Raw genomic sequence first — 25,707 nt, 5'->3', positions numbered from 1 at the left:
GCAGGCGGTCACCCGACAAATGATGAAGTTCCTTCAGAACCTCGGCAAATCAATCATGCTGCCGGTGGCTGTGCTGCCGGTCGCCGCGATCCTGGTCGGTATCGGCAACTGGATCAAGGGCGCGGCCGGCCCGAACGTGGTCGAGGCCTTCCTCACCACCGCCGGTCTCGCCGTCGTCGGCAACCTCGCCCTGCTCTTCGCCGTCGGTGTCGCGATCGGTATGGCCGAGAAGTCCGACGGCACGTCGGCCCTGGCCGGCCTGGTGTCCTGGCTGGTGATCACCAGTCTGCTCGCGCCGAGCTCGGTGATGAACCTCCTGGGCAAGGGCTTCACCTCGACGCCGGTCGCCGACGGGACGGCCGTCACGGCCGGCCAGCAGATCGCCGAACAGAACGGGCACTTCGTTCTGCAATCACCGGACGTCAACGCCGCGTTCGCGCCCGGCGCGTTCCAGAACGCATTCATCGGCATCCTGTGCGGCATCATCGGCGCGCTCTGCTACAACCGCTTCAAGGACGTCCAGCTGCCCGACGCGCTGTCGTTCTTCTCCGGTCGCCGCAGCGTCGCGATCGTGACCGCGGGCGTCTCCCTGATCGTCGCCCTGTTCCTGCTGTTCCTCTGGCCGCTGATCTACACCGGCCTGGTCAACTTCGGCGAGTGGATCGTCGACCTCGGCGCCCTCGGCACCGGCCTGTACGGCTTCTTCAACCGCCTGCTGATCCCGTTCGGCCTGCACCACGCGCTGAACTCGGTGTTCTGGTTCGACGTCGCCGGCATCAACGACCTCGGCAACTTCCTCCAGGGCAGCGACGGCCCGGGCGTCTTCGGCGTCACCGGCCAGTACATGACCGGCTTCTTCCCGATCATGATGTTCGGCCTGCCCGGCGCCGCCCTGGCCATGTACACCACGGCCAAGCCCACCCAGAAGAAGGTGGCCTACGGCATCCTGCTGTCCGGCGCGGTCGCGTCGTTCTTCGTCGGCGTCACCGAGCCGCTCGAGTTCTCGTTCATGTTCCTGGCGCCCTTCCTGTACGTGCTGCACGCGCTGTTCATGGGCATCTCGATGGCGATCAGCCAGCTGCTGCCGGTCCGCATGGGCTTCGGCTTCTCCGGCGGCTTCGTCGACCTGGTGCTGAACTGGACCAACCCGCTGGCCGAGAACCCGTGGATCATCCTGGTGATGGGCGTCTGCTGGTTCGTCATCTACTTCGTGGTGTTCCGCTGGGTGATCCTGAAGTTCAACCTCAAGACGCCGGGCCGCGAGGACGACGCCGACTTCGTCGAGGAAGAACTCGACAACGGCGGCGACAGCCCGTTCCTCGGCACCGCCGCCCGCTTCATCGACGCCCTGGGCGGCGCCGCGAACATCACCAGCCTCGACAACTGCGCCACCCGGCTTCGCATGGAACTGGCCGACACCTCGGTGGTCGACGAGGCCGCGCTCAAGAAGGCGGGCGCCGCCGGCACCATGAAGCCCGGCGGGCACTCGATCCAGGTGATCTACGGGACGCGCGTCCAGTTCGTGAAGGACGCGATGGAAGACCTCATCGCGGGCCGCGCCGCCGCACCGGTGACCACCGCGGTGATCGACAGGCCGGCCCCCGAGAACGACACGCCCGAGGACGACGCCGACGAGCCCGCCACCGGCAAGACCGTCATCCTGCAGCAGCCGATCCCGGGCGAAGTCCTCGCGCTCGACGCGGTCCCCGACAAGGTCTTCGCCAGCGGCATGATGGGCCCCGGCCTGGCCGTCGACCCGGCCGCCGGTCTCGTCGTCGCCCCCGCCGACGCCACCGTGGTGACCGTGTTCCCGACCGGTCACGCGCTCGGGCTGAGGCTGGCCGACGGCACCGAGATCCTGATCCACGTCGGCCTGGACACCGTCAAGATGAAGGGCGACGGCTTCTCGCCGCTCGTCAAGGCCGGCGACACCGTGAGCGCCGGGCAGCCGTTGCTCGAGGTGGACCTGGACAAGATCCGCGAGGCCGGCTTCTCCCCGATCACCCCGGTCGTGGTGATGAACGACAAGCAGGCGACCGTCACGTTCGGCTGATCGGCTACCGTCGAGCGTGTGAGCCACCGTCTCCCCGAGCCCGCGGACTCACCGGCCGCGAGCGGCCCGCCGCCCGGCGCATCGCCGGGACCGGCGCCGGGTGGCCACACGCACGCCGGACACGTCCACGCGACGGGACCGGTGGAGAACCTCGCCCGCTACTCCCGGCCGGCCGTCGTCGGTCTGCTGGTCCTGGCCGCGCTGGCAACGGTGATCGGCGCGATCCTGCTCTGGCCGAGCCACGCCGAACGACCCCTGCCGATCCCGTTCCAGGCGGCCGACGGCGGGCCGATCCGGACGGTCGACGCCACGGTGATCTCACAGTCGCGCGCCGACTGCGGAACGCTGACCCCGGGCACCGCGACCACCGCGTATCCGGCGATCGCGGCGACCGGCGGGCCCTGCATCGCTTCGGTCACCCGGCTCACCTCGGGGGCGCAGCAGGGGCAGTACGTGGTGCTGTCCATCGCCACCAACCGCACCCAGACCGACGACGTCCCCGGCCAGCCCTCCACCAAGGGACTGGACCCGAACGCGCCGATGGCCGGACAGCCCGACCTGCACCTCGACGACCATCTGCGGCTCTCCGTCATCACCGATCCGTCGGGCACGCTCCGCTACGCCTTCTACGACTATCAGCGCGGCACTCCGCTGATCTGGTGGGCACTCGCCTTCGTGGTGGCGGTGGTGGCCGTCGCGACCTGGCGCGGACTGCGGGCGGTGATCGGACTGGTCTTCGCGTTCGGCGTGCTCGGCTACTTCACGCTGCCGTCGATCCTCGACGGGCACTCGGTGGTGGGCGTGGCGCTCGTCTCGTCGGCCGCCATCCTGTTCCCCGTCCTCTATCTGGCGCACGGGGTCAACATGCGGACCAGCTCCGCGCTGTTGGGCACCGTGGTCTCGCTCATCCTGGCGGCCGGGCTCAGCCAGGCGGCCGTCACCTCACTGTCCCTGACCGGCTTGTCCGGCGAGTCCACCCGGACCCTGCAGCTGTATCAGGGCTCCCTCTCGCTGTCCGGGCTGCTCCTGGCCGGCTTCGTGATCGGTACGCTCGGCGTGCTGAACGACGTCACGATCACCCAGGCGTCGACCACTTTCGAGCTGGCCGCCGCGGCGGGCCAGTCCCGGCTGGGCGCGTTCCGCGGCGCCATGCGCGTCGGCCGCGACCACATCGCCAGCACCGTCTACACCCTCGTCTTCGCGTACGCGGGCAGTGCGCTGCCGCTGCTGCTCCTGTTCTCGGTGGCCGGACAGCCGTTCTCGTCGCTCCTGACCGGCGAAGAGGTGGCGATCGAGCTGGCCCGCACCTTTGTCGGCGGTATCGCGCTGGCCCTGTCGGTGCCGTTCACCACCGCGATCGCCGCCGCCCTGATCGCACCGCCGTCGCCGGAATCCGGCGTCGCGCGGCCGTAAAGTGGGCGGCATGTACGCCAAGGTATGCGGCCTGACCGCGATCGACGACGTCGACGTGGCCGTCGCCGCGGGCGCCGACGCGATCGGCGTGGTGATCAACCGCACCAGCCCCCGGGCCATCGCGCCGGAGCTGGCACGACGGATCGTGGCCGCCGCCGACGACCGGGTCGACACCGTCCTGGTCGTGAACGACATGCCTGCGACCGACGCCGCCGAGCTCGCCACCGACCTCGGCGTGAGCGTCCTCCAGCTGCACGGCACCTATACGCGCGACGACTTCGCCGCCGCCACCGCGCACTTCGGCCGCGTCTGGCGCGCCACCTCCCTCGCCCACGACCCCGACCTGCACGTCGGCGCGTACGGCGAGGAGACGCTGCTGCTCGACGCCCCGCGCCCCGGGTCCGGTGAACAGTGGGACCTGAGTGTGCTCGCCGAGAACGGCCCCGACGGACGGTGGATTCTGGCCGGTGGGCTGCGCCCGGACAACGTCGCCGCCGCGATCGCGCAGGCGCGGCCGTGGGGCGTCGACGTCTCCTCCGGCGTCGAGTCGTCGCCCGGACGCAAGGACCACGATCTGATCCGCCACTTCCTCGCCGAGGTGTGCGCGGCTTCACGCTGAAATCACGTTGCCGACGGAAGTGTTACTCAGTAACACTTGTTGGCATGTCTTCAGTTCTCTTCCGGCTCGGCCGGTTCTCCTTCCGTCACAAGTGGTGGGTACTCGCCGCGTGGGTCGCGGTCGCGGCGATCTTGAGCACTCTCGTCCTCACTCTGCATCCCAAGTTCGCCAAGGACTTCGAGCTGCCCGGCACCGACGGCGGCGTCGCGATGGAGCAGTTGCAGAAGAACTTCCCGGCGCTCTCGCAGCAGCAGACCAAGTCGCGCACCATCGTCGTCGTCGGCGCGGAGAACGGCCTGGCCGCCCACACCGGGCAGATCAACAAGCTCACCGGTGAACTCGCGAAGCTGCCCAGCGTGACCGATCCGCAGACCATCACCGACCCGGTGACCGCGGCCAAGGCCGATCCGGCGATCGCCGAGAAGGTGCTGTCCAAGGACGGCAAGATCGGCCTGATCACGGTCAGCCAGGACGTCGACCTCATGGACGTCAAGGCCGCCGACAAGGAGAAACTGGTCAAGATCCTGGAGGACAACCGCACCGGCGGCCTCCAGGTGGAGGCGACCGGCAGTCTGATGCAGGCGCAGGAACAGAGCATGGCCGAGGTTCTCGGCTTCGCCGTGGCCTTCGTCGTCATGATCGTGGCGTTCGGCGCTCTGATCGCGGCCTTCATACCGCTCATCACCGGCATCGTGGGCGTCGGCCTGACGATGATGCTGCTCATGGTCAGCGCGACGTTCATGAGCGTCAACCAGACCGCGACCGGCATCGTCATGATGCTCGGTATCGCCGTGTCGATCGACTACGCCCTGTTCATCGTGACCCGGTACCGCACCGAGCTCAAACGCGGCGGCTCACCCGCCGACGCCGCGGGACGGGCCGTCGGCACGGCGGGCACCGCCGTGGTCTTCGCCGGCCTCACCGTCATCATCGCGGTGGTCGCGCTGATGGTGATCGGCATTCCGCTGATCACCCAGATGGGCCTGGGCGCCGGTCTGGCCGTCCTGGTCGCGGTGATCGCCGCCCTCACCCTGATCCCGGCGCTGCTCGGCGCCGTCGGACGCTTCGCCTTCCTGCCGAAGATCCCGTGGATCAAGCACGCCGAGGAGTCCGACACCGCCGATACCCTCGGGGTGAAGTTCGGCCGCGCCGTCGTCGCCAAGCCGATCCCGTTCATCGTCGTCGGCCTGGCGATCCTGATCGCCGCCGCCATCCCCGTCAAGGGCATGCAGCTCGGCATGGACATGAACTCCGATGAGGAGGCCGCCGCGCAATCCCTGGTCGCCAAGGGCTTCGGCGAGGGCATCAACGGCGAGCTCTACGTGGTCGTCCACGCCAACGACGCCGCGGACCTGGCTCCGGCCGCCGATGCCGCGGTCGCCCGGATCAAGACCATGAAGGACGTGTACCAGCCCGAGTCGCTGGCCTGGATGGGCAACGGCACCGACAAGCAGAATACGAACGCCGGTGCGGACACCGCCCTCATCGTGGTGACCCCGAACAGCAAGCCGAGCGCGCCACAGACCCACGACCTGATGGAATCGGTCCGCGCGCTCAGCCCCCAGCTGCGCGAACAGCACGCGGAGATCCACGTCGGCGGCCAGACCGCGATCATGTCCGATCTGTCGGCCAAGCTCGACAAGGCACTGATCCCGTACATCGCGGTGGTCGTGGGCCTGGCGTTCCTCATCATGATCGCGGTGTTCCGGTCGATCTGGGTGCCGCTGATCGGCACGCTCGGCTTCGTCTTCTCCGTGCTGGCCACGTTCGGCATCACCACCCTGGTGTTCACCGACGGCGCCCTCGGCCTGATCGATCACACCAAGCCGCTGCTGTCGTTCCTGCCGATCTTCCTGGTGGGTGTGGTCTTCGGCCTGGCGATGGACTACCAGGTGTTCCTGGTGACGCGGATGCGCGAGGAGTTCTTGCACGGTATGTCGCCCAAGGACGCGATCATCGCCGGGTACCGGCACGGCGCCCGCGTGGTGACCTCGGCGGCGATCATCATGATCAGCGTCTTCGCCGCGTTCATGCTGTCGCCGGAGACCACCAACAAGATGCTCGGCTTCGCGATGGCCGTCGCGGTCTTCTTCGACGCCTTCATCATCCGGATGACGGTGGTGCCCGCGGTGATCTCGCTGCTCGGTGAGAAGGCGTGGGGTCTGCCCCGCTGGCTCGACAAGCTGGTGCTCAACTTCGACGTCGAGGGCAGCGCGGTCCGTAACCGCGGCCTGAGCGAGGAGACCTCCGAGCCCGTCGAACTGACCCCGGCCACCCCGGCGGCCGCCACGTGATCGAGCCCCGGCCCGGGTCGCGCGCCGAGCACAAGGCGCGCACCCGGGCCGCGATCCGCGCCGCCGCCCTGGAGCTGATCTCCAAGCAGGGTTACCAGGCCACCACGGTCGCGCAGATCGCCGAGCGCGCCGGGGTCTCGCACACCACGCTGTTCCGGTATTTCGACTCCAAGGAGCAGGTGCTGGTCACCGATGACCTCGGCGAAGCCCGACAGCGGATGCTCGACGCGGTGCCGCCCGGTCTGAGTCACTTCGACCTGGCCCGCCGGATGCTCACCGACCTCTTCGAGGTGGCCCGTGACGACCCCTGGGCCAGTGATCCGCAGCGGCTGCATCTGCTGCGCACCGAACCGGTACTCCGCATGGCGTATCAGCTGGAGGCCGACCGGGTGATGCTCGAAGCCGTCGAGTTCATCGCCGACTACACCGGCACCCCCGCCGATGCCCTCGAACTGCGGGTCTTCGTCGCGGCGCTGTCCGGGGTGATGATGATGATCGCCGAGCAGGCCGCCGAGCCCGACGAGGCCACCCTCGCCGAGTTCCTGGCCGCCGTCGACCTCCTGGAACAGGGCTTACCGCTGGTCACCCGGTAACCTCAACCCCTATGAACACGGGGGATCGCCGGGGAACACAGCTCGGCCCGTACCGCCTCGTCCGGCTCCTCGGGCGGGGCGGTATGGGCGAGGTCTACGAGGCCGTCGACACGGTCAAGGACCGCACGGTCGCACTGAAACTGTTGCCGCCGCAGCTGTCCGGCGACGACGACTTCCGCACCCGCTTTCTCCGGGAGTCCCAGACGACGGCCAAGCTGCACGACCCGCACGTCATCCCGATCCACGACTACGGCGAGATCGACGGCCAGCTCTACCTGGACATGCGGATCGTCCGCGGAGACGACCTCCGGGCACTCCTGCGACAGGGATCGCTGCCGGCCGAGCGAGCCGTCGACATCGTCTCGCAGATCGCCGGCGCGCTCGATTCGGCCCACGACGCCGGACTCACCCACCGCGACGTCAAACCGGAGAACATCCTCCTTGACAAGGGCGGCTTCGCCTACCTCGTCGACTTCGGACTGGTCCAGTCCGCGGGCCAGACCTCACTCACCGCCACCGGCGCGGCGATCGGGTCGTTCAACTACATGGCGCCGGAGCGATTCGGCGCCGGTGCGCCCGGCACGGCGGTCGGCCCGGCCAGCGACACCTACGCTCTCGCCTGCGTGCTCTACGAATGTCTCACCGGCGCCAAGCCGTTCGGCGCCACCAGCATGGAGCAGATCATCGCCGGGCACCTGCACCGGCCACTGCCGTCGACCGGGACCGCGTTCGACGCCGTCATCGCACGTGGGACCGCGAAGGACCCGGCGCAGCGGTACCCCACCACCGGGGAGTTCGCGGCCGACGCACGGCGGGTCCTCGCCGGCTCGCCCCCGGCGCTGCCCGCGCCGCCGCCGGCAGCGCCGTTCACCGCCGAGGCACCGACCGGGCCGACGCCGGCCGGGACCCGCCCCGTGACCGGATCGGCCGGGTTCACCACCCCGACGTACCCGCACCCGGTCGGCGCCGCCGGGTACCCGCCCGCTTCGCGCCGGGACGCCCCGAACACCGCGCTCCTGACCATCGCCGCGGTGGTCGCCGTGCTGGCACTCGCCGTCGTCGGCATCTGGCTGTGGCCGCGCGGAGACGACAGCCACCAGACCACGACCGCGGCCGGCGATGTGACCGTCACCGAGACGTCGCCCGCGACCTCCCCCTCGGCGGGCGAAGCCCCCGCCGGCACCGTCACCCGGACACAGACCCCGATCCCGCAGGCACCGCCGGGCACGACCACCGCCCGCGGCGTCGGTGACCTCGGCCTGTCCACCCCGATCTCCACACCGCCGTGCGACGGCCGCATCATCACCATCGTGCAGAGCCCCCTGGGCGACGCTCCTGTCGCCGAAGTGCAGGCCGCTTTGGACAAGTACGAGGGCTCCCAGTACCTGCGCGCGGATCAGTCGTGCTCATCGCTGCGCCCACGCGACGAGCACGGCAACGTGATCTACGCCGTCTACTACGACGGCTGCTCGAAGAAGTATCGGTACCCCGGCTCCTACGGGCGCCGCCTGGAGAACTCGGGTGTCACCGGTGTGGAGGTCTGCTGATCACCGTGGTCGCTGAAACACTCGTTGACCTGCCATGACAGACCTTGGTCACAAGGTGTTCCGATCCCGTCTCGGTTGTTCACCTTGAGGGGTTACCATCCACACGTGCTGGAAGATCTCAACAAAAAGGCGAAGGGCGTCGGGTTGCACGTCGCCGACGCCAAACGGTCCAAGCTCTATACCATCCGCAAGGTGAAGAACGGCAAGCTCGTGGCCAAGAACGTCGACGCCGACGAGGCCTTCAAGATCATCAAGAAGTACAAGTGATCCCCGGCGTGCGCGCCGTGATCACTACGGCGCTGCAGCCGGCCCGCACCCTCACCGACCTCCCCCGCCTTCTCGGGTTCCAGCACACCGATGCCGCGGGCGACCTGGTGGTGATCACCGGCGCATCGTCGGGAATCGGGGAAGCCGCGGCCCGCCAGTTCGCGCGGTCCGGTGCGGAGGTGGTCGCCGTCGCGCGGAACCTCGACGCGCTGGCCGCCGTCTGCGACTCGATCGCCGCCGACGGCGGAATCGCCCATCCGGTCACCGCGGATCTGTCCGAGGTCGCCTCGGCCGAGGCCCTCGCCGAGACCATCCTGGCCCGGTTCGGCACCCCGGACGTCCTGGTCAACAACGCCGGACGCTCGATCCGCCGCTCCGTCGTCGACAGCGTCGACCGATTCCACGACTTCGAGCGCACCATGGCCGTCAACTACTTCGGCGCGGTGCGGCTGACCACCGCGCTCCTGCCCGCCATGCTGCAGCAGCGCCGCGGCCGGATCGTCAACGTGGTCACCTGGGGCGTCGGCGCCGGCTCGATGCCGCGATTCAGCGCCTATCACGCCTCGAAGGCCGCCCTCGCCGCGTTCGGGCGCAGCCTGGACGACGAGTGCCGCGGCACCGGCGTCAGCGTGAGCAACGTCGGGTTCCCGCTGGTGCGGACCCCGATGATCGCGCCGACCGCCGAGTACGACGAGGCGCCCGCCCTCGACGTCGACGACGCGGCCCGCTGGATCGTGCGCGCGGCGGCCACCGGCCGGCCCGCCACCTATCCGCGCTACACCGTCGTCCTTCGCGCGATCGCCGACGTCTCCCCGCGTCTGGCCGGTGAGCTGATCCGCCGAGCCGGAATCTGAAACCGAGCGAGCGATCTGTCAGACTGGTAGGCATGGCCGATTTCATGTCTCGCAACGACCTCGACTTCCTCCTCTACGAATGGCTGAACGTCACCGAGCTCACCGAGCGGGAACGGTTCGCCGAGCACTCCCGGGAGACCTTCGACGACGTCCTCGACCTCAGCCACGACATGGCGGCCAAACTCTTCGCGCCGCACAACAAGAAGTCGGACCAGAACGAGCCGTCTATCGGCCCCGACGGCAAGGTCGTGCTGCTCGACGAGGTGACCGAGGCGGTGCGCGCGTTCTCCGCCGCAGGTCTCAACGCCGGCTCGTTCGACGAGAAGCTGGGCGGAATGCAGTTGCCGCACACCATCTCTCGCGCGTCGATGGTCAACTTCCAGGCCGCGAACGCCGCGACCTCGTCGTACGCGTTCCTCACCGTGGGCAATGCGAACCTGCTCGCCAAGTACGGCACCGACGAACAGATCGACACCTGGGTGCGCCCGATGCTCGAGGGCCGTTTCTCCGGAACCATGTGCCTGTCCGAGCCGCAGGCGGGGTCGTCGCTGGCCGACATCACCACGCGCGCCGTACCCGCCGGCGACGGCACCTACCGCATCACTGGCACCAAGATGTGGATCTCGGCCGGTGACCACGAGATCACCGAGAACATCGTCCACCTGGTGCTCGCGAAGGCGCCCGGCGGCGGCCCCGGGGTGAAGGGCATCTCGCTGTTCATCGTCCCGAAGGTCCTGCCGGACGGGACCAGGAACGACGTCGCCCTGGTCGGTCTCAACCACAAGATGGGCAACCGCGGCACCACCAACACCCTGCTGAACTTCGGCGACGGCACCTTCGCCCAGTCGCCGGCTGAGCCCCGTCGAAGCCCCGGCGCCGTCGGCTATCTGGTCGGCGAGGAGCACAACGGCCTGCGCTACATGTTCAACATGATGAACGAGGCACGGATCGGCGTCGGTTTCCTGGCGACCGCACTCGGCTACGCCGGCTATCTGCAGTCGGTCGAGTACGCCAAGACCCGCGTCCAGGGCCGTCCGGTCGACGCCAAGAGCGCCGACGTGCCGCCGGTGCCGATCATCGAGCACGCCGACGTCAAGCGGATGCTGCTGGCGCAGAAGGCCTATGCCGAGGGCGCCCTCGCGCTGGGGCTGTACGCCTCGCGGCTGGTCGACGAGGAGATGACCGCACCTGTGGAGGCGGACCGGGTCGCCGCACACACCCTGCTTGAGGTGCTCACGCCGATCGTGAAGAGCTGGCCCAGCCAGTGGTGCCTGGAGGCCAACAGCCTCGCGATCCAGGTCCACGGCGGCTACGGCTACACCAAGGAGTTCGACGTCGAGCAGCTCTACCGGGACAACCGGCTCAATCCGATCCACGAGGGCGCCCACGGCATCCACGGCCTGGATCTGCTCGGCCGGAAGATGGTGATCGACGGCGGCGCCGGATTCACCGTGTTCGCCGAGGCCGTCGGCGCCACCGTCGCCACCGCGCGCGACGCCGGAGGCGACGCCGCACGGTACGCGGACGCGCTGAACGACGCCGTCGGCCGGCTCGGCGCGGCGACCGCCGCCGCCTGGTCCTCCGGCGATCCGGCGCTGGCCCTGGCGAACGCCACCGCGTATCTGGAAGCGGCCGGGCACATCGTCGTCGCCTGGATGTGGCTGGAGCAGCTGCTGGCCGCGGGCGACAAGACCGGCGACTTCTACGACGGCAAGCGCGCCGCGGCCCGGTACTTCTTCGCCTATGAACTGCCCAAGACCCGGGCTCAGCTCGACCTGGTGTCGTCGAACGACCGCACGACGCTCGACACCGATCCCGCCTGGTTCTAGGCGGCGAGCCCCATAGCCCGTCGAGCCGCCCCCAGCCCGTTGAGCCGTCGAGCCGATAGGCGAGACGTGTCGAAACGCAGCCCCGACTGAAGGCCGCTTCGACACGGCCGGGCCCTGAGGGGCCCGACCGGCTCAACGAGCTACTGACGTGGTGCCCGACCGGCTCAACGAGCTACTGACGTGGTGCCCGGCCAGCTCAACGAGCTGCTGACGTGGTGCCCGGCCAGCTCAACGAGCTACTGACGTGGGGCCCGGCCAGCTCAACGGGCTACTGAGGATCCGGGGTGCTCGCCCAGCCACGCGAGCACGTCGCCCTGCACCTCGTCCTGTTCGGGCTCGTTGAAGATCTCGTGGTACAGCTCGGGATAGATCTTCACGGTCACGTCGCCGCCACCGCCGAGCTCGCCGATCATCCGGGTGCCGTCGGGGTTGGCGAGGACGTCGCGGCCGCCGTGCAGCGCCAGGGTCGGCACCCGCAGCGTCGGCAGCCGTGCGGGGAACTCCCCCATCGCGCCGATCAGTGCGCCGCCGAGCCCGGCCGGGATCTTCCCGTGCCAGACCAGCGGGTCGTTCTCGTAGGCCGCCACCACGGCCGGGTCGCGGCTCACCGCCGACGCCGACAGCGCCGCCGCGGGCAGCCGCGGCACCAGCTTCCCGAGCACCGGCGCCGCCTTGATCATCAGCGGCGAGAGGTCGTCGCCCGGCATCACGGCGGGCCCGGAGAGCACCAGACCGGTGAGGTCGTCGGGGTGGTCGAGCGCGTAGCGCAGCGCGATCGCGCCGCCCATGCTGTGTCCGAGGACGTACAGCGGAAGGTCGCCGGTCCACACCGCGGCGATCACCCGGTGCAGGTCGTCGCCGAAATCGCCGAAGTCCCGCACCTCGGCGAGGGTGCCGGACGACCGGCCGTGTCCGGCGTGATCGGGCGCGACCACCAGGTAACCGGCGCCGGTCAGCCGGGACACCACGTGCCCGTACCGGCCGGCGTGTTCACCGAGTCCGTGCACCAGGGCGATGACACCCACCGGGTCACCGTCGGGGCGATGGACGTCGTACACGATGGTCCGGCCGCGCGAACCGGTCAGCGAGCGTTCCTCCGACCTCACGTGCCCACCCCCGGCGTCGACTGGTCACGGACGGGCAAGGCGGGGCGCGGCGGCCGCGACGTCTTACCGCCGAAACCCAGCAGCCCGGCCACGCCGTGCGCCGCGGACTCGACGGCGCTGATGGGCCGCAGGGCCGTCTCGGCGATCGCGACGAGGCCCTCCACCTGCGTGACGATCCGTTCCAGCCGGGTCACGACTCCCGCCATCCGGTTGACGGTGCTGTCGACGTTGTCGAGCGAGGTGTTGAGCCGTTCCAGCGTGACGTCCAGGCTGTCGATCGACCCGTCGAGGGAAGCGACCGTCGTGGAGAGTCCTTCCAGCACCGGTCCCATGTCGCCGAGGATGCCTTCGACCTGGTCGACCGTCTGGTCCGCGTTCATCGCGGCCTGCGCGAGCTTGCGCAAGCGCTGTCGTTCGCGGCCGGGCCGGTCGTTCAGGGGGTTCGCCATGCTTCTGATTATGACGGTTGTCACTTCAGTTGGGAGCGATTGGGCCGGGAACCGCCGGGAATAGACCGACCCGTGACACAGTTGAGTCGTGTGTAATACTTCAAATCTGAACTACTTTGGAGGACACCATGCCCGCCATCACCGTCGACACCCTGACCCTGCCCCGCCTGGCCGACGCCGCTCCGGCCGAAACCGAACGCACCGTCGTCTCGGTCACCACCGGTCCCCGCGCCTACGAAGGTGAGGGCTTCCCGGTGGTCCGCGCCTTCGCCGGCGTCTCCTCGGCCGCGCTCGACCCCTTCGTCCACATGGATCAGATGGGCGAGGTGGAGTACGAGCCGGGCGAACCGAAGGGCACCTCGTGGCACCCGCACCGCGGTTTCGAGACCGTCACCTACATGATCGACGGCCTCTTCCAGCACCAGGACTCCGCCGGCGGCGGCGGTCTGATCACCGACGGCGCCACCCAGTGGATGACGGCCGGCTCCGGAATCCTGCACATCGAGACCCCACCGGCCGAACTCGTCGAGTCCGGCGGCACCTTCCACGGCATCCAGCTGTGGGTCAACCTGCCGGCCAAGGACAAGTTCGCCGCACCGCGCTACCAGAATCTGGAAGGCAGCGCGACCGCACTGGTGTCGTCGTCCGACGGCGGGGCGCTGCTGCGCGTCGTCGCCGGTGAGGTCGACGGCCACACCGGGCCGGGCGCCACCCACACCCCGATCACCTTCGCGCATGCGACCATCGCACCGGGCGCTCAGCTCTCGGTGCCGTGGCGCCGCGACTTCAACGCGCTGGTCTACGTGCTGTCCGGCAACGGCACCGTCGGTCCCGAGCGGCGCCCGATCACCGGCGGCCAGCTCGCCGTGCTCGGCACGGGCGACCGGATCACCGTCGCCGCCGACGCCCACGGGCAGGACTCGCATCGCCCGGCGATGGAGGTGCTGCTTCTCGGTGGCCTGCCGATCCGCGAGCCCGTCGTCTCCTACGGCCCGTTCGTCATGAACACGCGGCAGCAGCTGATCGAGGCCCTCGAGGACTACCAGGCCGGACGGCTCGGCGTGATCCCCGACGACGCCCTGATGCCACACGTCGCGGGGAGCGACCGCTGAGCATGCAGCCGCTGCCGATCGACGACGCCGACCCCCGCGGCGTCGCCTGGCGCCTGTTCATCGAGACCAGCGCCCGCCTCACCACGGCGCTCGATGAGCAGCTCCGCCGGGACGCGCACCTGACGCTCGCCGACTTCCATGTGATGCTGCTGCTCTCCGAGGCGCCGGATGGGCGCCTGCGGATGAAGGAGGTCGCCGAGCGGATGGTCTTCTCCCCGTCCCGGCTCACCTATCAGGTGGATCAGCTGTGCAAGCGCGGCTGGCTGTGCCGCGAACGGGCCGCCGAGGACCGGCGCGGCAGCTACGCCGTCCTCACCGATGACGGCCACGAGGTGTTCGCGACCGCGGCCCGCGACCACGCCGCGCTGGTGCACCGGCTGTTCCACGATGCCCTGTCCCCCGCCGACGGCGGCGAGCTGGCGACCCTGATGCGCCGGCTCGCCGACCACCTCGACCGACAGGACCCGCGATGACCAGCGAGATCATCCGTGCCGACGACCGGCACCACTGGCGCAACGAATGGCTCACGTCGTGGCAGTCGTTCCCGGCCACCGGCAACTACGACCTGTTCGGCAACGCGCACGGCGTGCTGGTGGTGCACAACGACGACGTCGTCGATCCCGGCGAGGGCCTGGACGCCCACCATCACCAGAACATGGAGATCCTCACCTGGGTGGTGGAAGGCGCCGTGGCGCACCGCGATTCGTACGGCAACGAGGTGGTTCTGCGGCCCGGGACAATCGGCCACATGAGCGCCGGGCGCGGAATCACGCACTCCGAGCGCAATGCCGGAGCCCGGCACGACGGCGCGCGCCTGCGAGTGGTGCAGATGTGGGTCGCACCGCACGCCGACGGCCTGCCACCGGCCCACGCCGAGCACGACTTCTCGGCGGAGCTCGCGACCGGAGAACCGGTCGCCGTCGCCTCCGGCCGCGCCGGGCACCCCGGCGCGCTGCCGATCGCGAACCGGTTCGCGACACTGCATGTCGCGCGGCCGCATCGGGGCACGACCATCGAGTTGCCCGCGGCGCCGTTCGGTCACCTGTACGTCGTGCGCGGAAGCGTCGTCGTCGAGGATGCGGAGCTCGCCGCGGGCGACGCCCTGCGGACCACCGGGGCCGGCGGCCTCACCCTGACCGCGCCGGACGACGCGGAAATCCTCTACTGGGAGATGCACGCCGCGTTCGACGTGTGACAGTGGAGGGATGACACCGAACCCCCTCGCCGACCGCGTCGACGCTCATCTGGATCTCGCCCGTTCCGACCTGGCCGCGCTGGTGGCCCACGCCTCCGTTCACGGCGACCCCGCGCGCGCCGAAGCGGGCCGGCTCAGCGCCGAATGGGTGGCCGGCCGCTTCGGCGAGCTGGGCTTCGCGTGCGAAGTGATCGTCACCTCCGACGGCTCACGCGCCGTCGTCGGCCACCGGCCCGGTCCGGCAGGCAGCCGCACCGTGGCCCTCTACAGCCACCACGACGTGCAGCCCGCCGGGGACGAATCCCTTTGGAACACACCGCCTTTCGAGCTGACCGAGCGAGACGGCCGCTGGTACGGCCGCGGCGCCGCCGACTGCAAGGGCAACGTGATCGCACATCTCACCGCGCTGCGGGCACTGGGCGACGATGCGTCGTGCGGAATCCGGATCATCATCGAGGGCTCCGAGGAGGCCGGCGGCGAGGGACTGGACCACCTGGTGCGCGAACGGCCGGAACTGTTCGACGCCGACCTGATCCTGATCGGCGACACCGGCAACGTCGAGGTCGGTGTACCGACGCTGACCACCAGCCTGCGCGGTGTGGTGAATGTGCGCGTTCGGGTGGCGGCGCTGGCCGGTGCGGTGCACTCCGGCCAGTTCGGCGGTGCCGCTCCGGATGCGATGGCGGCGCTGATCGCCCTGCTCGGCACGCTGCGGGATGCCGACGGCGACACCACGATCGACGGCCTGCCCGCCGATCAGACCTGGGCCGGAGCCGCCTATCCGGTGGACCGCTTCCGCACCGATGCCGGCGTGCTGCCCGGCGCCGACGTGCTCGGCTCCGGCACCCCGGCGGACATGGTCTGGGCACGACCCGCCGTGACGGTGATCGGTGTCGACGCCCCCGGCATCGACGACTGCGCGGCGGCCGTCGTGCCCGTCGCGTCGGCACTGCTGAATCTGCGGATCCCGCCGGGCGTCGACCCGCAGCGGGCGTACGACGCGCTCGCCGCGCACCTGCGCGCCCACGTGCCGTGGCACTGCGACCTGCGGGTCAGCGCCGAGGCGATGGGCGCACCGTTCGCGCCGGCCACCGACGGCCCCGGCTACGCGGCGCTCACCGCGGCGATGTCGGAGGCGTATGACGGAGCCGCCGTGGTCCAGTCCGGGCAGGGCGGCTCCATTCCGCTGTGCACCGCGCTCGCCGAGGCCGTCCCGGGCGCCGAGATCGCGCTCCTCGGCGTGGAGGAACCGCGGTGCGCGATCCACGCGCCGAACGAGAGCGTCGATCCGGCCGAGATCCGCCGCACGGCCCTGGCGGAGGCGCTGCTGCTGAGCCGGTTCTGACCGGTCTCCGCGGCGCGCGCCGCCCCCCCTACCGCCGTTCCGGTGCCGGAGTCGTGGCGGTCGGAGCCGGGGCCGTGGGAGTCGAGGTGTCGGGAGCCGGGACCTCGGGCGACGCCGGCACCGGGGCCTCGGCCGCCGGTGCGGCGAGCGGCGCACATCGGCCCGCGGGCAGCTTGTCGAGGTTGGCGAGCAACCACTTGCCGACACGGGTGACCATCGCGGTGCCGTCACCGAACGACCCGCTCGCCGGCAGCGCCGCGATGGAGACGCCGTAGCGGCCGGCCGGCGTGGTGACGACGGCCAGCTGGCGAACGACGTACTTGCCGGTGGCGTCGCTGGCCGGGCCCCAGCCGCCCTTGACCGCCGAGGTCACGGCCTTGGCTTTCGGCTTGGCGACGCCCCACTGCTGATTCGGCGCAACCCGGTTCATGTGCCGCAGCACGTCCGCGGTGCCGGGCAGGCACGGCAGGTGCGCGGCGAAGACCGACTGGTCCCGGAGGGCCCAGGGCGTGTAGCCCGGGTAGCTGCGCGGCACGTCGATCTCCGACGAGACGCGAGTGTTCGTATCGTGCCCTTCGCGCAGCACCGCGGTGACGGCGTCGACCGAGGACCGGCCGCCGCCGAGCGAGGCCCAGAGCGCCTCGGCTGCGTCGTTGTCGGAGAGTTCGATCGCCCGGGTCTCGGCGGGCGCCACCGCCGCGCCGCGGGCACGTTGCGCGGCGATCGAGACGGGCACTTTGAGCGTCGACCAGGCGCGCGCCGTCTTCAGCGTGCCGAACGAGACCGGGACGTCGCCGTTCACCGGGGTCACCGCGAGACCGATCCGGCCGGGCAGGGTCTTGGCGAGTGACTTCGACATGGCCGCGAAACTCTTGTCGAGCTGCGCCTTCGGCACCACCGGGTCGCCGAGGCTGCCGAGCGGCGGCAGCGGCAGCCCCCGGGCGGCCCCGGCCCCGGTCACCACCGCGGCCGTCACCACGGCCGCCACACCGAAACCGACCATCATCCGCCGAAGCTGCACCACACTTACCCCTCACACCACTTTAGTAACAGCAGTAACACTAGGGAGTCCGCCCGACCGGAGCCAGCCGGGCGCCCTCGCCGAGACCCAGCCGTGGCCGCGCCGTGACCGGACTCCGGCGAATCCGGCAGAATTCAGCAGCGCCCGCCCGGCATGGCGGCGAGATGAGCGCCGATCCAGGTGCCGACCTGGTTGAGTGCCGCGATACCGCTGTTCATCGACGCACCCGGCGCATGGGTACTCAAGGCGAACGCGACCTGCGTACCGTCCTTCCGGGTGAGCAGACCGAGCTGGCGAACCACGTAGCCGCCATCGAGGCTGGGACCCCAGCCGCCCTTGACCGCGGTGGATCGCCCGGGGATCACTTCGATCCCCCACTGCTGGTTGCCCGCGACCTGCCCCATGAGCGTGACCACGTGCTTGCTGTCCGGCAGGCAGGGCAGGTGCGCGGCGAAGGTCGCCGCCGCGGGAAGCGCCCAGACCGTCTGCCCGAAGATCGTGAACTCACCGCGCCGCCGCACCGACGGCACCGTGGTGGACGTGTCCCCGCCCTCGCGCAGCACGGCCGTCACCGCCGCGGCGGCCTGCGCGTCGGTGCCGAGCGAGGACCACAGAGACTCCGCGGCGTCGTTGTCGGAGTTGACGATCGCCGGAGTCTCGGCCGCCAGGACACCGTTCTTACGCTGCGCGGCGATCGCCAGCGGCACCTTGATCGTCGACCAGGCCACCTGCGCCGTCTGGTCCCCCAGATCGATCGGCGCGCCGCCGCCGACCGGCACGATCGAGACCCCGACCGGCTGACCGAGCGTCTTCGCCAGCGCCGCGTAGCTCGTCCGCAGACCGGCCGCGCCCTTCTGCGTCGGCACCGGCGCCGAGGAGGCCGCCGGTGTGCTCGACGACGCCCCGGCCGTCACGTACACGATCTCGGTGGCGGCGGGCTTGCCGTCGTCGTTCGATGAGCACGCGGTCAGTCCCGCGGCCGCGACCATGACGGCGAGCAGCGCCAGCGCGCGGCGCGGTGACTTGCGTTCGGAACGCACGATCACGAGGAATTCCGATCAGTAGATGTGGACGATGGCGTTGTTGCCGCCCCGGCAGACGACGATGTCGCCTTCCGGACCGCACGACATCGTGTAGTTCACGCCGGTCACCGGGCTGTAGGCACTGATGACGCGGGCGCCACCCTTCGGGCCCGCGGCCAGATAGGCGGCGCGGACACTCGCCGCGAACTCGCAACTCGTCACCCCGCTGCCGATTCCCTCCGTCGATGAGCACGGGGTCGACCAGGACGGCGGAGCCGCCACCGTGGTGGCGCCGTCCGGGGTGACGGTGCTGGTCAGGGTGGTGGTCGACGACGGCGCGGCGGACGAATCGTCGCCACTGCCGCCGAAGACGCCCAGCCCCCACGCGATGCCGAGGCCGGCGAGGACCGCGATCAACAGGCCGATGAGACCGGCCAGCACGTAGTTGGTGGCGCGGCCGCTCTCGGGCGGCTGCTGGTAGCCGATCGGCCCGGAGTACATCGGCGGCGCACCGTAGGGGCCGGTCACCTGCGGCCCGGAGACCTGCGGTCCGAGCGGCTGCGGCCCGCTCGCACGCAGCTGCGTCGCCGAATACGCCGCACCCGCCTCCGGGCCGGTGGCATGGACCTCCGTGGGGCCGGGGATCACCCCGGTCGGCATCACGACCGTCACGCCGCCGCCGGAGAGGGCCTGTTTCGCGGCGCGGCCGAGATCACCGGCGGTGGCGAAGCGCTGCGCCGGACTCTTGGCGAGCCCGCAGGCCAGCACCGGATCGAGCGACGCCGGCACCGCCGGATTCACCGTGCTCGGCGCGGGCACGTCGTTCAGGACGGCCGCCTTGATGATGGCGCTGACCGACTCACCGTAGAACGGGGCGCGACCGGTGAGCAGTTCGAAGAGGACCGCCGAGAGCGAGTACACATCCGAGGCCGGTGAGACCGGTGCGTTGTCGAACTGCTCGGGCGCCAGGTACGACGTGGAGCCGATCGCGGTGCCGGTCTTGGTCAGACCGGGGTCGGCGTCGTCGTGCGCGATGCCGAAGTCGACCAGGTACGCGAATCCGGTGGGCGTGAGCAGGATGTTCTCCGGCTTCACATCGCGGTGCACCAGCCCGGCTGCGTGCGCGGCGTCGAGCGCGTCGCCGACCTGGGACACGATGTCGATCGCCTTCTCCGGCGGCAGCGCGCCCTCGCGACGCAGCACCTGGCGCAGGTTCTCGCCGTCCACCAGCCGCATGTCGAGGTAGAGGCGGCCGTCGATCTGCCCGTAGTCGTGGATCGGGATGATGTGCGGTTCGCCGAGCTTGGCGACCAGGTGGCACTCGCGGCGGAATCGCTCGGCGAACGTGCCGTCGTCGGCACCCGAGCCGCCGAGCAGCTTCAGCGCCACCTCGCGGTCGCGGACCGTGTCGTAGGCGCGGTACACCGCGCCCATCCCGCCGCGCCCGATCAGGCCGTCGATCCGATACGGGCCGAACCGAGTCCCCACCAACTCGTCACTCATCGAGTCCTCCACTGCCCCATCCCCAGGATGACCATGATCATCTGCTTCTCCGTGCGCTCGACCAGGGCCTTCTCCGCCCCGGGCCGGCCGTCGCCGTCGAGCAGTTCGGCGATCGCGGTCATCATGATGGTCACGATCAGGTCGGCGGCGACCTCAAGATCATCGGCCTCCCAGCTCGCCAGCGCGGGAGTACGCGCCAGATCGATCGCCAATTCCCTCGAAAAGAGCCGCAATTCCGTGTTGATGGCGCGGCGCACCTCGGCGACGCCGCCGTGCTGCTCGCGAATCAGGAAGCGGAATTTGGCCTCGTCGGCGTGGACGTGGCGCAGCAGGATCGCCAGCGATTCCCGCGCCGGAGGCAGTCCACTCGTCGCCAGATCGCGCCGCCCCTCGCGCAGCGCCCGCCGCAGGACCCGCATCGAGTCCTCGACCAGCGTGACTCCCACGTCCTCCATCGACGCGAAGTGACGGTAGAAGGCGGTCGGCACGATCCCCGCACCGCGGGCCACCTCGCGCAGCGAGAGACTGCCGAATGAACGGTCGTCCACCAATTCGATCGTGGTGTCCAGGAGCGCCTGGCGGGTCTGTTCCTTCTTCTCCGCGCGGGAGCCGCCACCCTCGGCGCCGGCGCGACCGCGACCGGTACGACGGCGCGCCCCGCCAGCGGAATCGGTCGTTGCAGCCACTCGTTCAGTCTAGGCGGTGACGGGCGACACAATCGAAACCGCTTGCCGACCACCGGCCGATGTGTCAACCTTTTTGGTGTACAGACGTTCACCGAAACGGAACACAGCCCAAGGAGAAATCATGGCAAGCCGACTCGCAGGCCTCCTGGAGAACCTCGTCGAAGCGACCGCCACCCCGTATCCGGTGGATCGCTACCTGGAATTCGTCTCGCCGATGCTGACCTGGCGTGAGACCCACGCCAAGGTGGTGGGCCTCGAGCACCGCACCGACCGCACCGTGACCCTGACCCTCGCGCCGACGCGACAGTGGAAGGGCCACACCGCCGGTCAGTACATCGAGGTCAGCGCCGTGGTCGATGGTGTTCGCCATCGCCGGTTCTTCTCCCCGGCCAACGCCGAGCAGGACACCAAGACCATCGAGCTGACGGTCACCGCGCACGACGACGGCTTCATCTCCAAGCACCTGCGCGACGACCTCGGCCTGGGCGACGTGCTGACCATCGGCGCTCCCGCCGGCGATTTCCAGCTCCCCGCCGCGCGCCCCGGGCGCGTGATCCTGGTCAGCGGCGGCAGCGGCATTACACCTGTCATCTCAATGTTGCGCACCTTGATCGCCGAAGGACACTCCGAGCCGATCACGCTCGTGCACTACGCCCGCACCCCCGACGACGTGCCCTACGCCGTCGAACTGGACGTCGCGGCGCGGACCCTCGACAACGTCGACGTCCAGCTCCACTACACCCGCGAGGCCGACGGCGGACACTTCGCACCGGAGCATCTCGACGGACTCGCCGACGCCGAGGGTGCACAGGTGTTCCTGTGCGGACCGCCGTCGCTGATGGCCGCCGTCCGCGAATACCACGACGAGCGCGGGCTGTCCGACCGGCTGCACAGCGAGGCCTTCACCATCGACACCACCCCGGTGATCGACCCGAACCAGCCGATCACCGGCACCGTCACATACTCCGAGTCCGAGACGACGAGCGAGAACGACGGCCGCACCATCCTGGAGCAGGCCGAGGCCGCCGGACTGAATCCGGAATTCGGCTGCCGCATGGGGATCTGCTTCTCGTGCACCAAGGTCCGCAAGTCCGGCTGCACCCGCAACATCCTGACCGGCGAACTCGACTCGGAAGCCGATCAGCAGATCCAGATCTGTGTCAGCGCCCCGGTCGGCGACGTCGACATCGAACTCTGACCCTCCATCCCCTTCCCCGCCCAGCCACTCAGAGAGGCGACCATCATGGCCATCAACATCACCGACTACTTCAAGAGCGACAAGAAGTCCGACGTCATCGAGGTCGATCTGACCGCCGCGCAGGTGGAACAGATCGGTGCCGAACTCGACGAGCTGCGCGCCCGCGTCGTCGCCGACCTGGGTCAGTCCGATCGCGATTACATCTACGGCATCATCGAGGCGCAGCGGAAGCTGGAGTTCGCCGGCCGCGCCATGATGTACGTCCCGTTCATCCCGCCAGTGTGGCTGGCCGGCGTCGCCTCGCTCGGTGTCGCCAAGATCCTCGACAACATGGAGATCGGCCACAACGTGATGCACGGCCAGTACGACTGGATGCGCGAGGACACCTACAACTCGCGCGAGTTCGACTGGGACAACGTCTGCCCGGGCGACCAGTGGAAGCACAGCCACAACTACCTGCACCACACCTTCACCAACGTGCTCGACGAGGACCGCGACATCGGCTACGGCATCCTCCGGATGGCCCGCGACCAGAAGTGGAACCCCTACTTCCTGGGCAACCTCGCCTACGCGACCGCACTCATGCTGCTCTTCGAGTGGGGCGTCATGCTGCACGACCTCGAGGCTGAAAACCTGGTCCAGGGCAAGCGCAAGTGGAGCGACGTCAAGGGCCTGGTCAAGGGCATGTGGCACAAGGCCAGCAAGCAGGTCGCCAAGGACTACATCCTGTGGCCCGCACTGACCGGACCGTTCTTCGTCACCACGCTGATCGGCAACGCCGGCGCCAACCTGATCCGCAACGTCTGGGCGTACTCGATCATCTTCTGCGGCCACTTCCCGACCGGCGCGCAGACCTTCACCAAGGAGGAGACGGCGAACGAGACGAAGGGCGAGTGGTACCTGCGCCAGATGCTCGGCTCCGCCAACATCGAGGGCGGCGACCTGTTCCACATCATGAGCGGCAACCTGAGCCACCAGATCGAGCACCACCTGTTCCCCGACGTCCCGGCCAACCGCTACCCGGAGATGGCCAAGGAGGTCCGGGCGATCTGCGAGAAGTACGGCCTGCCCTACAACACCGGCAACCTGCGTCATCAGCTCGGCTCCACCTGGATGAAGATCGCCAAGCTGTCGCTGCCGAACTCGTTCACCGCCGATGACAACAACATCGTGCTGAACATCGAGCGCGAGCACGACGCGAGCAAGGCGACCCGCTCCGAGAAGGTGGCCTGACCACCGCCTCCGAGTCATCGAGGGGAAGGGCCCGGTGCGGACAACCATGTCCGCACCGGGCCCTGTCGGTATCCTCGTACCTCGAGCGAAACGAAGGAGTCGCCATGGTCGGCAAGCTGGAACGAAACAAGGATCTGATTCAGGACGTGGTCGAGAACACCGCGCGCGGTGTCGGATCGATCACGTCGATCATCACCGGGGCCGTCGCCGATGTGACCCGCGAGATCGGCGACATCGTGACCGACGGATTCGAGATGCGCGAGGCCGCCAAGGCGGCCGGTCGTGCCGAGCGCGCCGGGGCGGCGGGCCTCGACGCCGGCGAGGCCGCCGACACCGAACTCGACGCGGCACCGGAGCCGGAGCCCGCACCGGAACTGGAACTCGAGGCCGCCCCCACCGAATGGGAACTGGAGCCCGCACCGGGCGACGACTCGGCCGCCGGTTGAGCCCCGTCGAAACCTCGGCCGGCGCCGAGACGCCCGCGCGCCAGACGCTCCGCACCGTCTTCGGCTACGAGGCGTTCCGCGGCGATCAGGAACAGATCGTCGAGCAGGTGATCGGCGGGGGCGATGCCGTGGTCCTGATGCCGACCGGCGGCGGTAAGAGTCTCTGCTATCAGATCCCCGCCCTGGTGCGCCCGGGCTGCGCGATCGTCGTCTCACCGCTCATCGCGCTGATGGCCGACCAGGTCGGCGCGCTGCGGCAGCTCGGGGTCCGGGCCGCGTACTTGAACTCGACGCAGAGCCTCGACGAGCGGCGCGACGTCGAGCAAGCGTTCCTCGCCGGCGAGCTGGATCTGCTGTACATCGCGCCGGAACGCCTCAGTCAGCAGTCGGCGCGGGAATTCCTGAGCCGCGGCGAGCTGAGCCTCATCGCGATCGACGAGGCGCACTGCGTCTCGCAGTGGGGGCACGACTTCCGGCCCGACTACCTCGCGCTCGGCGACCTGGCCGAACTCTGGCCGGACGTCCCGCGCATCGCGCTCACCGCGACCGCCACCGACCGCACCCACGCCGAGATCACCGAGCGCCTGCACCTGGACCGGGCACGGCACTTCATCGCCAGCTTCGACCGGCCCAACATCAGCTACCGGATCGAGGCCAAAGACCGCGTCCAGCAGCAACTCCTCGAGTTCATCGCCGCCGAGGGGTTCGACGACGGCGTGCCGCTCTGCGGGATCGTCTACGCCCTCAGCCGCAAGAGTGTGGAGAACATCGCGAAGTTCTTGTCCGCCAACGGAATCGACGCGATGCCGTACCACGCGGGCATGGATGCCGCGGCGCGCGACGCCACCCTGCGCCGCTTCCTCCGCGAGGACGGCGTGGTGGTGGTCGCCACCATTGCGTTCGGCATGGGGATCGACAAGCCCGACGTCCGCTTCGTGGCCCACGTCGATCTGCCCAAGAGCGTCGAGGGTTACTACCAGGAGACCGGCCGCGCGGGTCGTGACGGACTGCCATCGGTGGCGTGGATGGCCTACGGCCTCGCCGACGTGGTGCAGCAGCGCCGGCTGATCGAGATGTCCGACGGCGACCAGATGCACAAGATGGCGCAGGGCCGGCTGCTCGATGCCATGCTCGCGCTCTGCGAGACCGCGACCTGCCGCCGGGTGCAGCTGTTGCGCTACTTCGGGCAGGAGATCGCCCCCTGCGGCAACTGCGACACCTGCCTGAATCCCCCCGCCACCTGGAACGGGACCGTCGCCGCGCAGAAGGTGCTGTCGACGGTCTGGCGGCTCGACCGGGAATTCAGCGGTCAGCGCTACGGCGCCGGGCACCTGATCGACATCCTGCTCGGCAAGGAGAACGCCCGGATCACCCAGTTCGGGCACAGCCGGCTGTCGACCTACGGCATCGGCACCGAACTCGACGCGAACGCCTGGAAGGGGGTGATCCGTCAGCTCATCGCGCAGGGCCATCTCGCCCCGCACGGCGACTACGGCGTCCTCACCCTCACCGAATCGTCCGCCGGTGTGCTGCGCGGCGAGGCGACGGTGACCTTCCGCGAGGAGGCCAAGCGGGTGCGGTCGTCGTCGGGCGGCCGGTCCAAGCGGACCGCGACCGAACTCTCCGGCGAGGAGGGGCAGCTGTTCGAGGTGCTGCGGAAGTGGCGGTACGCGGTGGCCAAGGAGGCCGACGCCCCGGCCTACACGGTGTTCAACAACGCCACCCTGGAGGCGATCGCCCAGGTCCGTCCCGGGAATCTGGACGAGCTGCTCGGCATCTCCGGTGTCGGCCAGGCCAAGGCCGACAAGTACGGCGAGGCCGTCATCGGCGTGATCGCCGACTTCGACGCCGCCTGAGCCCTTCGACTCCGCTCAGGAACCACCGGGCGAGCCCGCCGGGGCGAGACCGAGTCGAAGGCAAGC

23 protein-coding genes are annotated in these 25,707 nt (G+C 69.7%); 17 read left to right on the top strand and 6 right to left on the bottom strand.

Annotated features, from left to right (window positions below; all coding sequences use genetic code 11):
* Window positions 1-19 precede the first annotated feature (19 nt).
* From nagE to MYK68_RS05280, 9 genes are all read left to right on the top strand, one after another.
* Window positions 20-2,053, top strand: coding sequence for an N-acetylglucosamine-specific PTS transporter subunit IIBC (gene nagE / locus MYK68_RS05320; protein WP_247866684.1), 2,034 nt, complete (start codon window positions 20-22; stop codon window positions 2,051-2,053).
* Between the two features lie 18 nt (window positions 2,054-2,071).
* Window positions 2,072-3,466, top strand: a complete 1,395-nt coding sequence (locus MYK68_RS05315) for a YibE/F family protein (RefSeq protein WP_247866682.1) — start codon at window positions 2,072-2,074, stop codon at window positions 3,464-3,466.
* A 10-nt stretch (window positions 3,467-3,476) separates the two neighbouring features.
* On the top strand, window positions 3,477-4,085 hold the full coding sequence (locus MYK68_RS05310; RefSeq protein WP_247866680.1) for a phosphoribosylanthranilate isomerase: 609 nt from the start codon (window positions 3,477-3,479) through the stop codon (window positions 4,083-4,085).
* 44 nt (window positions 4,086-4,129) lie between these two features.
* Window positions 4,130-6,379 carry an MMPL family transporter gene (locus tag MYK68_RS05305; protein ID WP_247866673.1) on the top strand — a complete coding sequence of 750 codons (2,250 nt, stop codon included), beginning with the start codon at window positions 4,130-4,132 and terminating at the stop codon, window positions 6,377-6,379.
* On the top strand, window positions 6,376-6,972 hold the full coding sequence (locus MYK68_RS05300; RefSeq protein WP_349306159.1) for a TetR/AcrR family transcriptional regulator: 597 nt from the start codon (window positions 6,376-6,378) through the stop codon (window positions 6,970-6,972). The genes MYK68_RS05305 and MYK68_RS05300 overlap by 4 nt, the downstream gene beginning before the upstream one ends.
* An 11-nt stretch (window positions 6,973-6,983) precedes the next feature.
* Entirely contained in the window at window positions 6,984-8,519 is a 1,536-nt protein-coding gene (locus MYK68_RS05295) for a serine/threonine-protein kinase (protein WP_247866671.1), read from the top strand.
* A gap of 105 nt (window positions 8,520-8,624) precedes the next feature.
* Entirely contained in the window at window positions 8,625-8,786 is a 162-nt protein-coding gene (locus MYK68_RS05290) for a hypothetical protein (protein WP_247866669.1), read from the top strand.
* On the top strand, window positions 8,783-9,640 hold the full coding sequence (locus MYK68_RS05285) for an SDR family NAD(P)-dependent oxidoreductase (protein WP_247866667.1): 858 nt from the start codon (window positions 8,783-8,785) through the stop codon (window positions 9,638-9,640). The genes MYK68_RS05290 and MYK68_RS05285 overlap by 4 nt, the downstream gene beginning before the upstream one ends.
* 32 nt (window positions 9,641-9,672) lie before the next feature.
* Window positions 9,673-11,469, top strand: coding sequence for an acyl-CoA dehydrogenase (locus tag MYK68_RS05280; protein ID WP_247866665.1), 1,797 nt, complete (start codon window positions 9,673-9,675; stop codon window positions 11,467-11,469).
* Between the two features lie 260 nt (window positions 11,470-11,729).
* Here MYK68_RS05280 and MYK68_RS05275 read toward each other — a convergent pair whose 3' ends face one another.
* Together MYK68_RS05275 and MYK68_RS05270 are read right to left on the bottom strand one after the other, a co-directional pair.
* Complete coding sequence (locus tag MYK68_RS05275) at window positions 11,730-12,575, bottom strand: alpha/beta hydrolase (protein ID WP_247866663.1); 846 nt, start codon at window positions 12,573-12,575, stop codon at window positions 11,730-11,732.
* The gene (locus MYK68_RS05270; RefSeq protein WP_247866661.1) at window positions 12,572-13,024 is read right to left on the bottom strand and encodes a hypothetical protein; all 453 of its coding nucleotides are present in this window, start codon (window positions 13,022-13,024) and stop codon (window positions 12,572-12,574) included. The genes MYK68_RS05275 and MYK68_RS05270 overlap by 4 nt, the downstream gene beginning before the upstream one ends.
* Window positions 13,025-13,152: 128 nt before the next feature.
* On the opposite strand from MYK68_RS05270, the gene MYK68_RS05265 reads away from it, so the two are divergent.
* From MYK68_RS05265 to MYK68_RS05250, 4 genes are read left to right on the top strand one after another with little or no spacing between them, the layout of a single operon-like run.
* Entirely contained in the window at window positions 13,153-14,136 is a 984-nt protein-coding gene (locus tag MYK68_RS05265; protein ID WP_247866659.1) for a pirin family protein, read from the top strand.
* A gap of 2 nt (window positions 14,137-14,138) precedes the next feature.
* Window positions 14,139-14,609: a MarR family winged helix-turn-helix transcriptional regulator gene (locus tag MYK68_RS05260; RefSeq protein WP_247866657.1), complete on the top strand. Its 471-nt coding sequence runs from the start codon at window positions 14,139-14,141 to the stop codon at window positions 14,607-14,609.
* Window positions 14,606-15,331: a pirin family protein gene (locus MYK68_RS05255; protein WP_247866655.1), complete on the top strand. Its 726-nt coding sequence runs from the start codon at window positions 14,606-14,608 to the stop codon at window positions 15,329-15,331. The genes MYK68_RS05260 and MYK68_RS05255 overlap by 4 nt, the downstream gene beginning before the upstream one ends.
* 10 nt (window positions 15,332-15,341) lie before the next feature.
* Window positions 15,342-16,676, top strand: coding sequence for a M20/M25/M40 family metallo-hydrolase (locus tag MYK68_RS05250; RefSeq protein WP_247866653.1), 1,335 nt, complete (start codon window positions 15,342-15,344; stop codon window positions 16,674-16,676).
* Window positions 16,677-16,704: 28 nt separating this feature from the next.
* Here the strand turns inward: MYK68_RS05250 and MYK68_RS05245 are convergent, their stop codons facing one another.
* The 4 genes from MYK68_RS05245 to MYK68_RS05230 all read right to left on the bottom strand — a co-directional run bounded on the left by MYK68_RS05245 (window position 16,705) and on the right by MYK68_RS05230 (window position 20,791).
* Window positions 16,705-17,700 (bottom strand): serine hydrolase, encoded by a 996-nt coding sequence (locus tag MYK68_RS05245; protein WP_349306158.1) that lies wholly within the window; start codon window positions 17,698-17,700, stop codon window positions 16,705-16,707.
* 131 nt (window positions 17,701-17,831) lie between these two features.
* Window positions 17,832-18,743: a serine hydrolase gene (locus MYK68_RS05240; RefSeq protein ID WP_247866651.1), complete on the bottom strand. Its 912-nt coding sequence runs from the start codon at window positions 18,741-18,743 to the stop codon at window positions 17,832-17,834.
* A gap of 12 nt (window positions 18,744-18,755) precedes the next feature.
* Complete coding sequence (locus MYK68_RS05235) at window positions 18,756-20,222, bottom strand: serine/threonine-protein kinase (RefSeq protein ID WP_247866649.1); 1,467 nt, start codon at window positions 20,220-20,222, stop codon at window positions 18,756-18,758.
* Complete coding sequence (locus tag MYK68_RS05230; protein ID WP_247867933.1) at window positions 20,219-20,791, bottom strand: TetR family transcriptional regulator; 573 nt, start codon at window positions 20,789-20,791, stop codon at window positions 20,219-20,221. The genes MYK68_RS05235 and MYK68_RS05230 overlap by 4 nt, the downstream gene beginning before the upstream one ends.
* A gap of 238 nt (window positions 20,792-21,029) precedes the next feature.
* On the opposite strand from MYK68_RS05230, the gene MYK68_RS05225 reads away from it, so the two are divergent.
* From MYK68_RS05225 to recQ, 4 genes are all read left to right on the top strand, one after another.
* Window positions 21,030-22,106, top strand: coding sequence for a ferredoxin reductase (locus MYK68_RS05225; RefSeq protein ID WP_247866647.1), 1,077 nt, complete (start codon window positions 21,030-21,032; stop codon window positions 22,104-22,106).
* Window positions 22,107-22,151: 45 nt separating this feature from the next.
* Complete coding sequence (locus MYK68_RS05220) at window positions 22,152-23,339, top strand: fatty acid desaturase family protein (protein ID WP_247866645.1); 1,188 nt, start codon at window positions 22,152-22,154, stop codon at window positions 23,337-23,339.
* A gap of 104 nt (window positions 23,340-23,443) precedes the next feature.
* Window positions 23,444-23,785 (top strand): hypothetical protein, encoded by a 342-nt coding sequence (locus MYK68_RS05215; RefSeq protein ID WP_247866643.1) that lies wholly within the window; start codon window positions 23,444-23,446, stop codon window positions 23,783-23,785.
* Window positions 23,782-25,641: a DNA helicase RecQ gene (recQ, locus tag MYK68_RS05210; RefSeq protein ID WP_247866642.1), complete on the top strand. Its 1,860-nt coding sequence runs from the start codon at window positions 23,782-23,784 to the stop codon at window positions 25,639-25,641. The genes MYK68_RS05215 and recQ overlap by 4 nt, the downstream gene beginning before the upstream one ends.
* The last annotated feature ends 66 nt before the right edge of the window (window positions 25,642-25,707 follow it).

This window comes from Gordonia sp. PP30, from assembly GCF_023100845.1.
Lineage (GTDB): Bacteria > Actinomycetota > Actinomycetes > Mycobacteriales > Mycobacteriaceae > Gordonia.
This window is presented reverse-complemented; position numbering and strand designations above follow the sequence as displayed.

What these genes read in the sequence shown, in the direction of transcription:
- MYK68_RS05225 (WP_247866647.1), top strand. Translation starts at nt 21,030, where the DNA reads ATGGCAAGCCGACTCGCAGGCCTCCTGGAGAACCTCGTCGAAGCGACC.
- MYK68_RS05255 (WP_247866655.1), top strand. Translation starts at nt 14,606, where the DNA reads ATGACCAGCGAGATCATCCGTGCCGACGACCGGCACCACTGGCGCAAC.
- MYK68_RS05260 (WP_247866657.1), top strand. Translation starts at nt 14,139, where the DNA reads ATGCAGCCGCTGCCGATCGACGACGCCGACCCCCGCGGCGTCGCCTGG.
- MYK68_RS05270 (WP_247866661.1), bottom strand. Translation starts at nt 13,024, where the DNA reads ATGGCGAACCCCCTGAACGACCGGCCCGGCCGCGAACGACAGCGCTTG.
- MYK68_RS05235 (WP_247866649.1), bottom strand. Translation starts at nt 20,222, where the DNA reads ATGAGTGACGAGTTGGTGGGGACTCGGTTCGGCCCGTATCGGATCGAC.
- MYK68_RS05310 (WP_247866680.1), top strand. Translation starts at nt 3,477, where the DNA reads ATGTACGCCAAGGTATGCGGCCTGACCGCGATCGACGACGTCGACGTG.
- MYK68_RS05215 (WP_247866643.1), top strand. Translation starts at nt 23,444, where the DNA reads ATGGTCGGCAAGCTGGAACGAAACAAGGATCTGATTCAGGACGTGGTC.
- nagE (WP_247866684.1), top strand. Translation starts at nt 20, where the DNA reads ATGATGAAGTTCCTTCAGAACCTCGGCAAATCAATCATGCTGCCGGTG.
- MYK68_RS05280 (WP_247866665.1), top strand. Translation starts at nt 9,673, where the DNA reads ATGGCCGATTTCATGTCTCGCAACGACCTCGACTTCCTCCTCTACGAA.
- MYK68_RS05220 (WP_247866645.1), top strand. Translation starts at nt 22,152, where the DNA reads ATGGCCATCAACATCACCGACTACTTCAAGAGCGACAAGAAGTCCGAC.
- MYK68_RS05305 (WP_247866673.1), top strand. Translation starts at nt 4,130, where the DNA reads ATGTCTTCAGTTCTCTTCCGGCTCGGCCGGTTCTCCTTCCGTCACAAG.
- MYK68_RS05250 (WP_247866653.1), top strand. Translation starts at nt 15,342, where the DNA reads ATGACACCGAACCCCCTCGCCGACCGCGTCGACGCTCATCTGGATCTC.
- MYK68_RS05265 (WP_247866659.1), top strand. Translation starts at nt 13,153, where the DNA reads ATGCCCGCCATCACCGTCGACACCCTGACCCTGCCCCGCCTGGCCGAC.
- MYK68_RS05295 (WP_247866671.1), top strand. Translation starts at nt 6,984, where the DNA reads ATGAACACGGGGGATCGCCGGGGAACACAGCTCGGCCCGTACCGCCTC.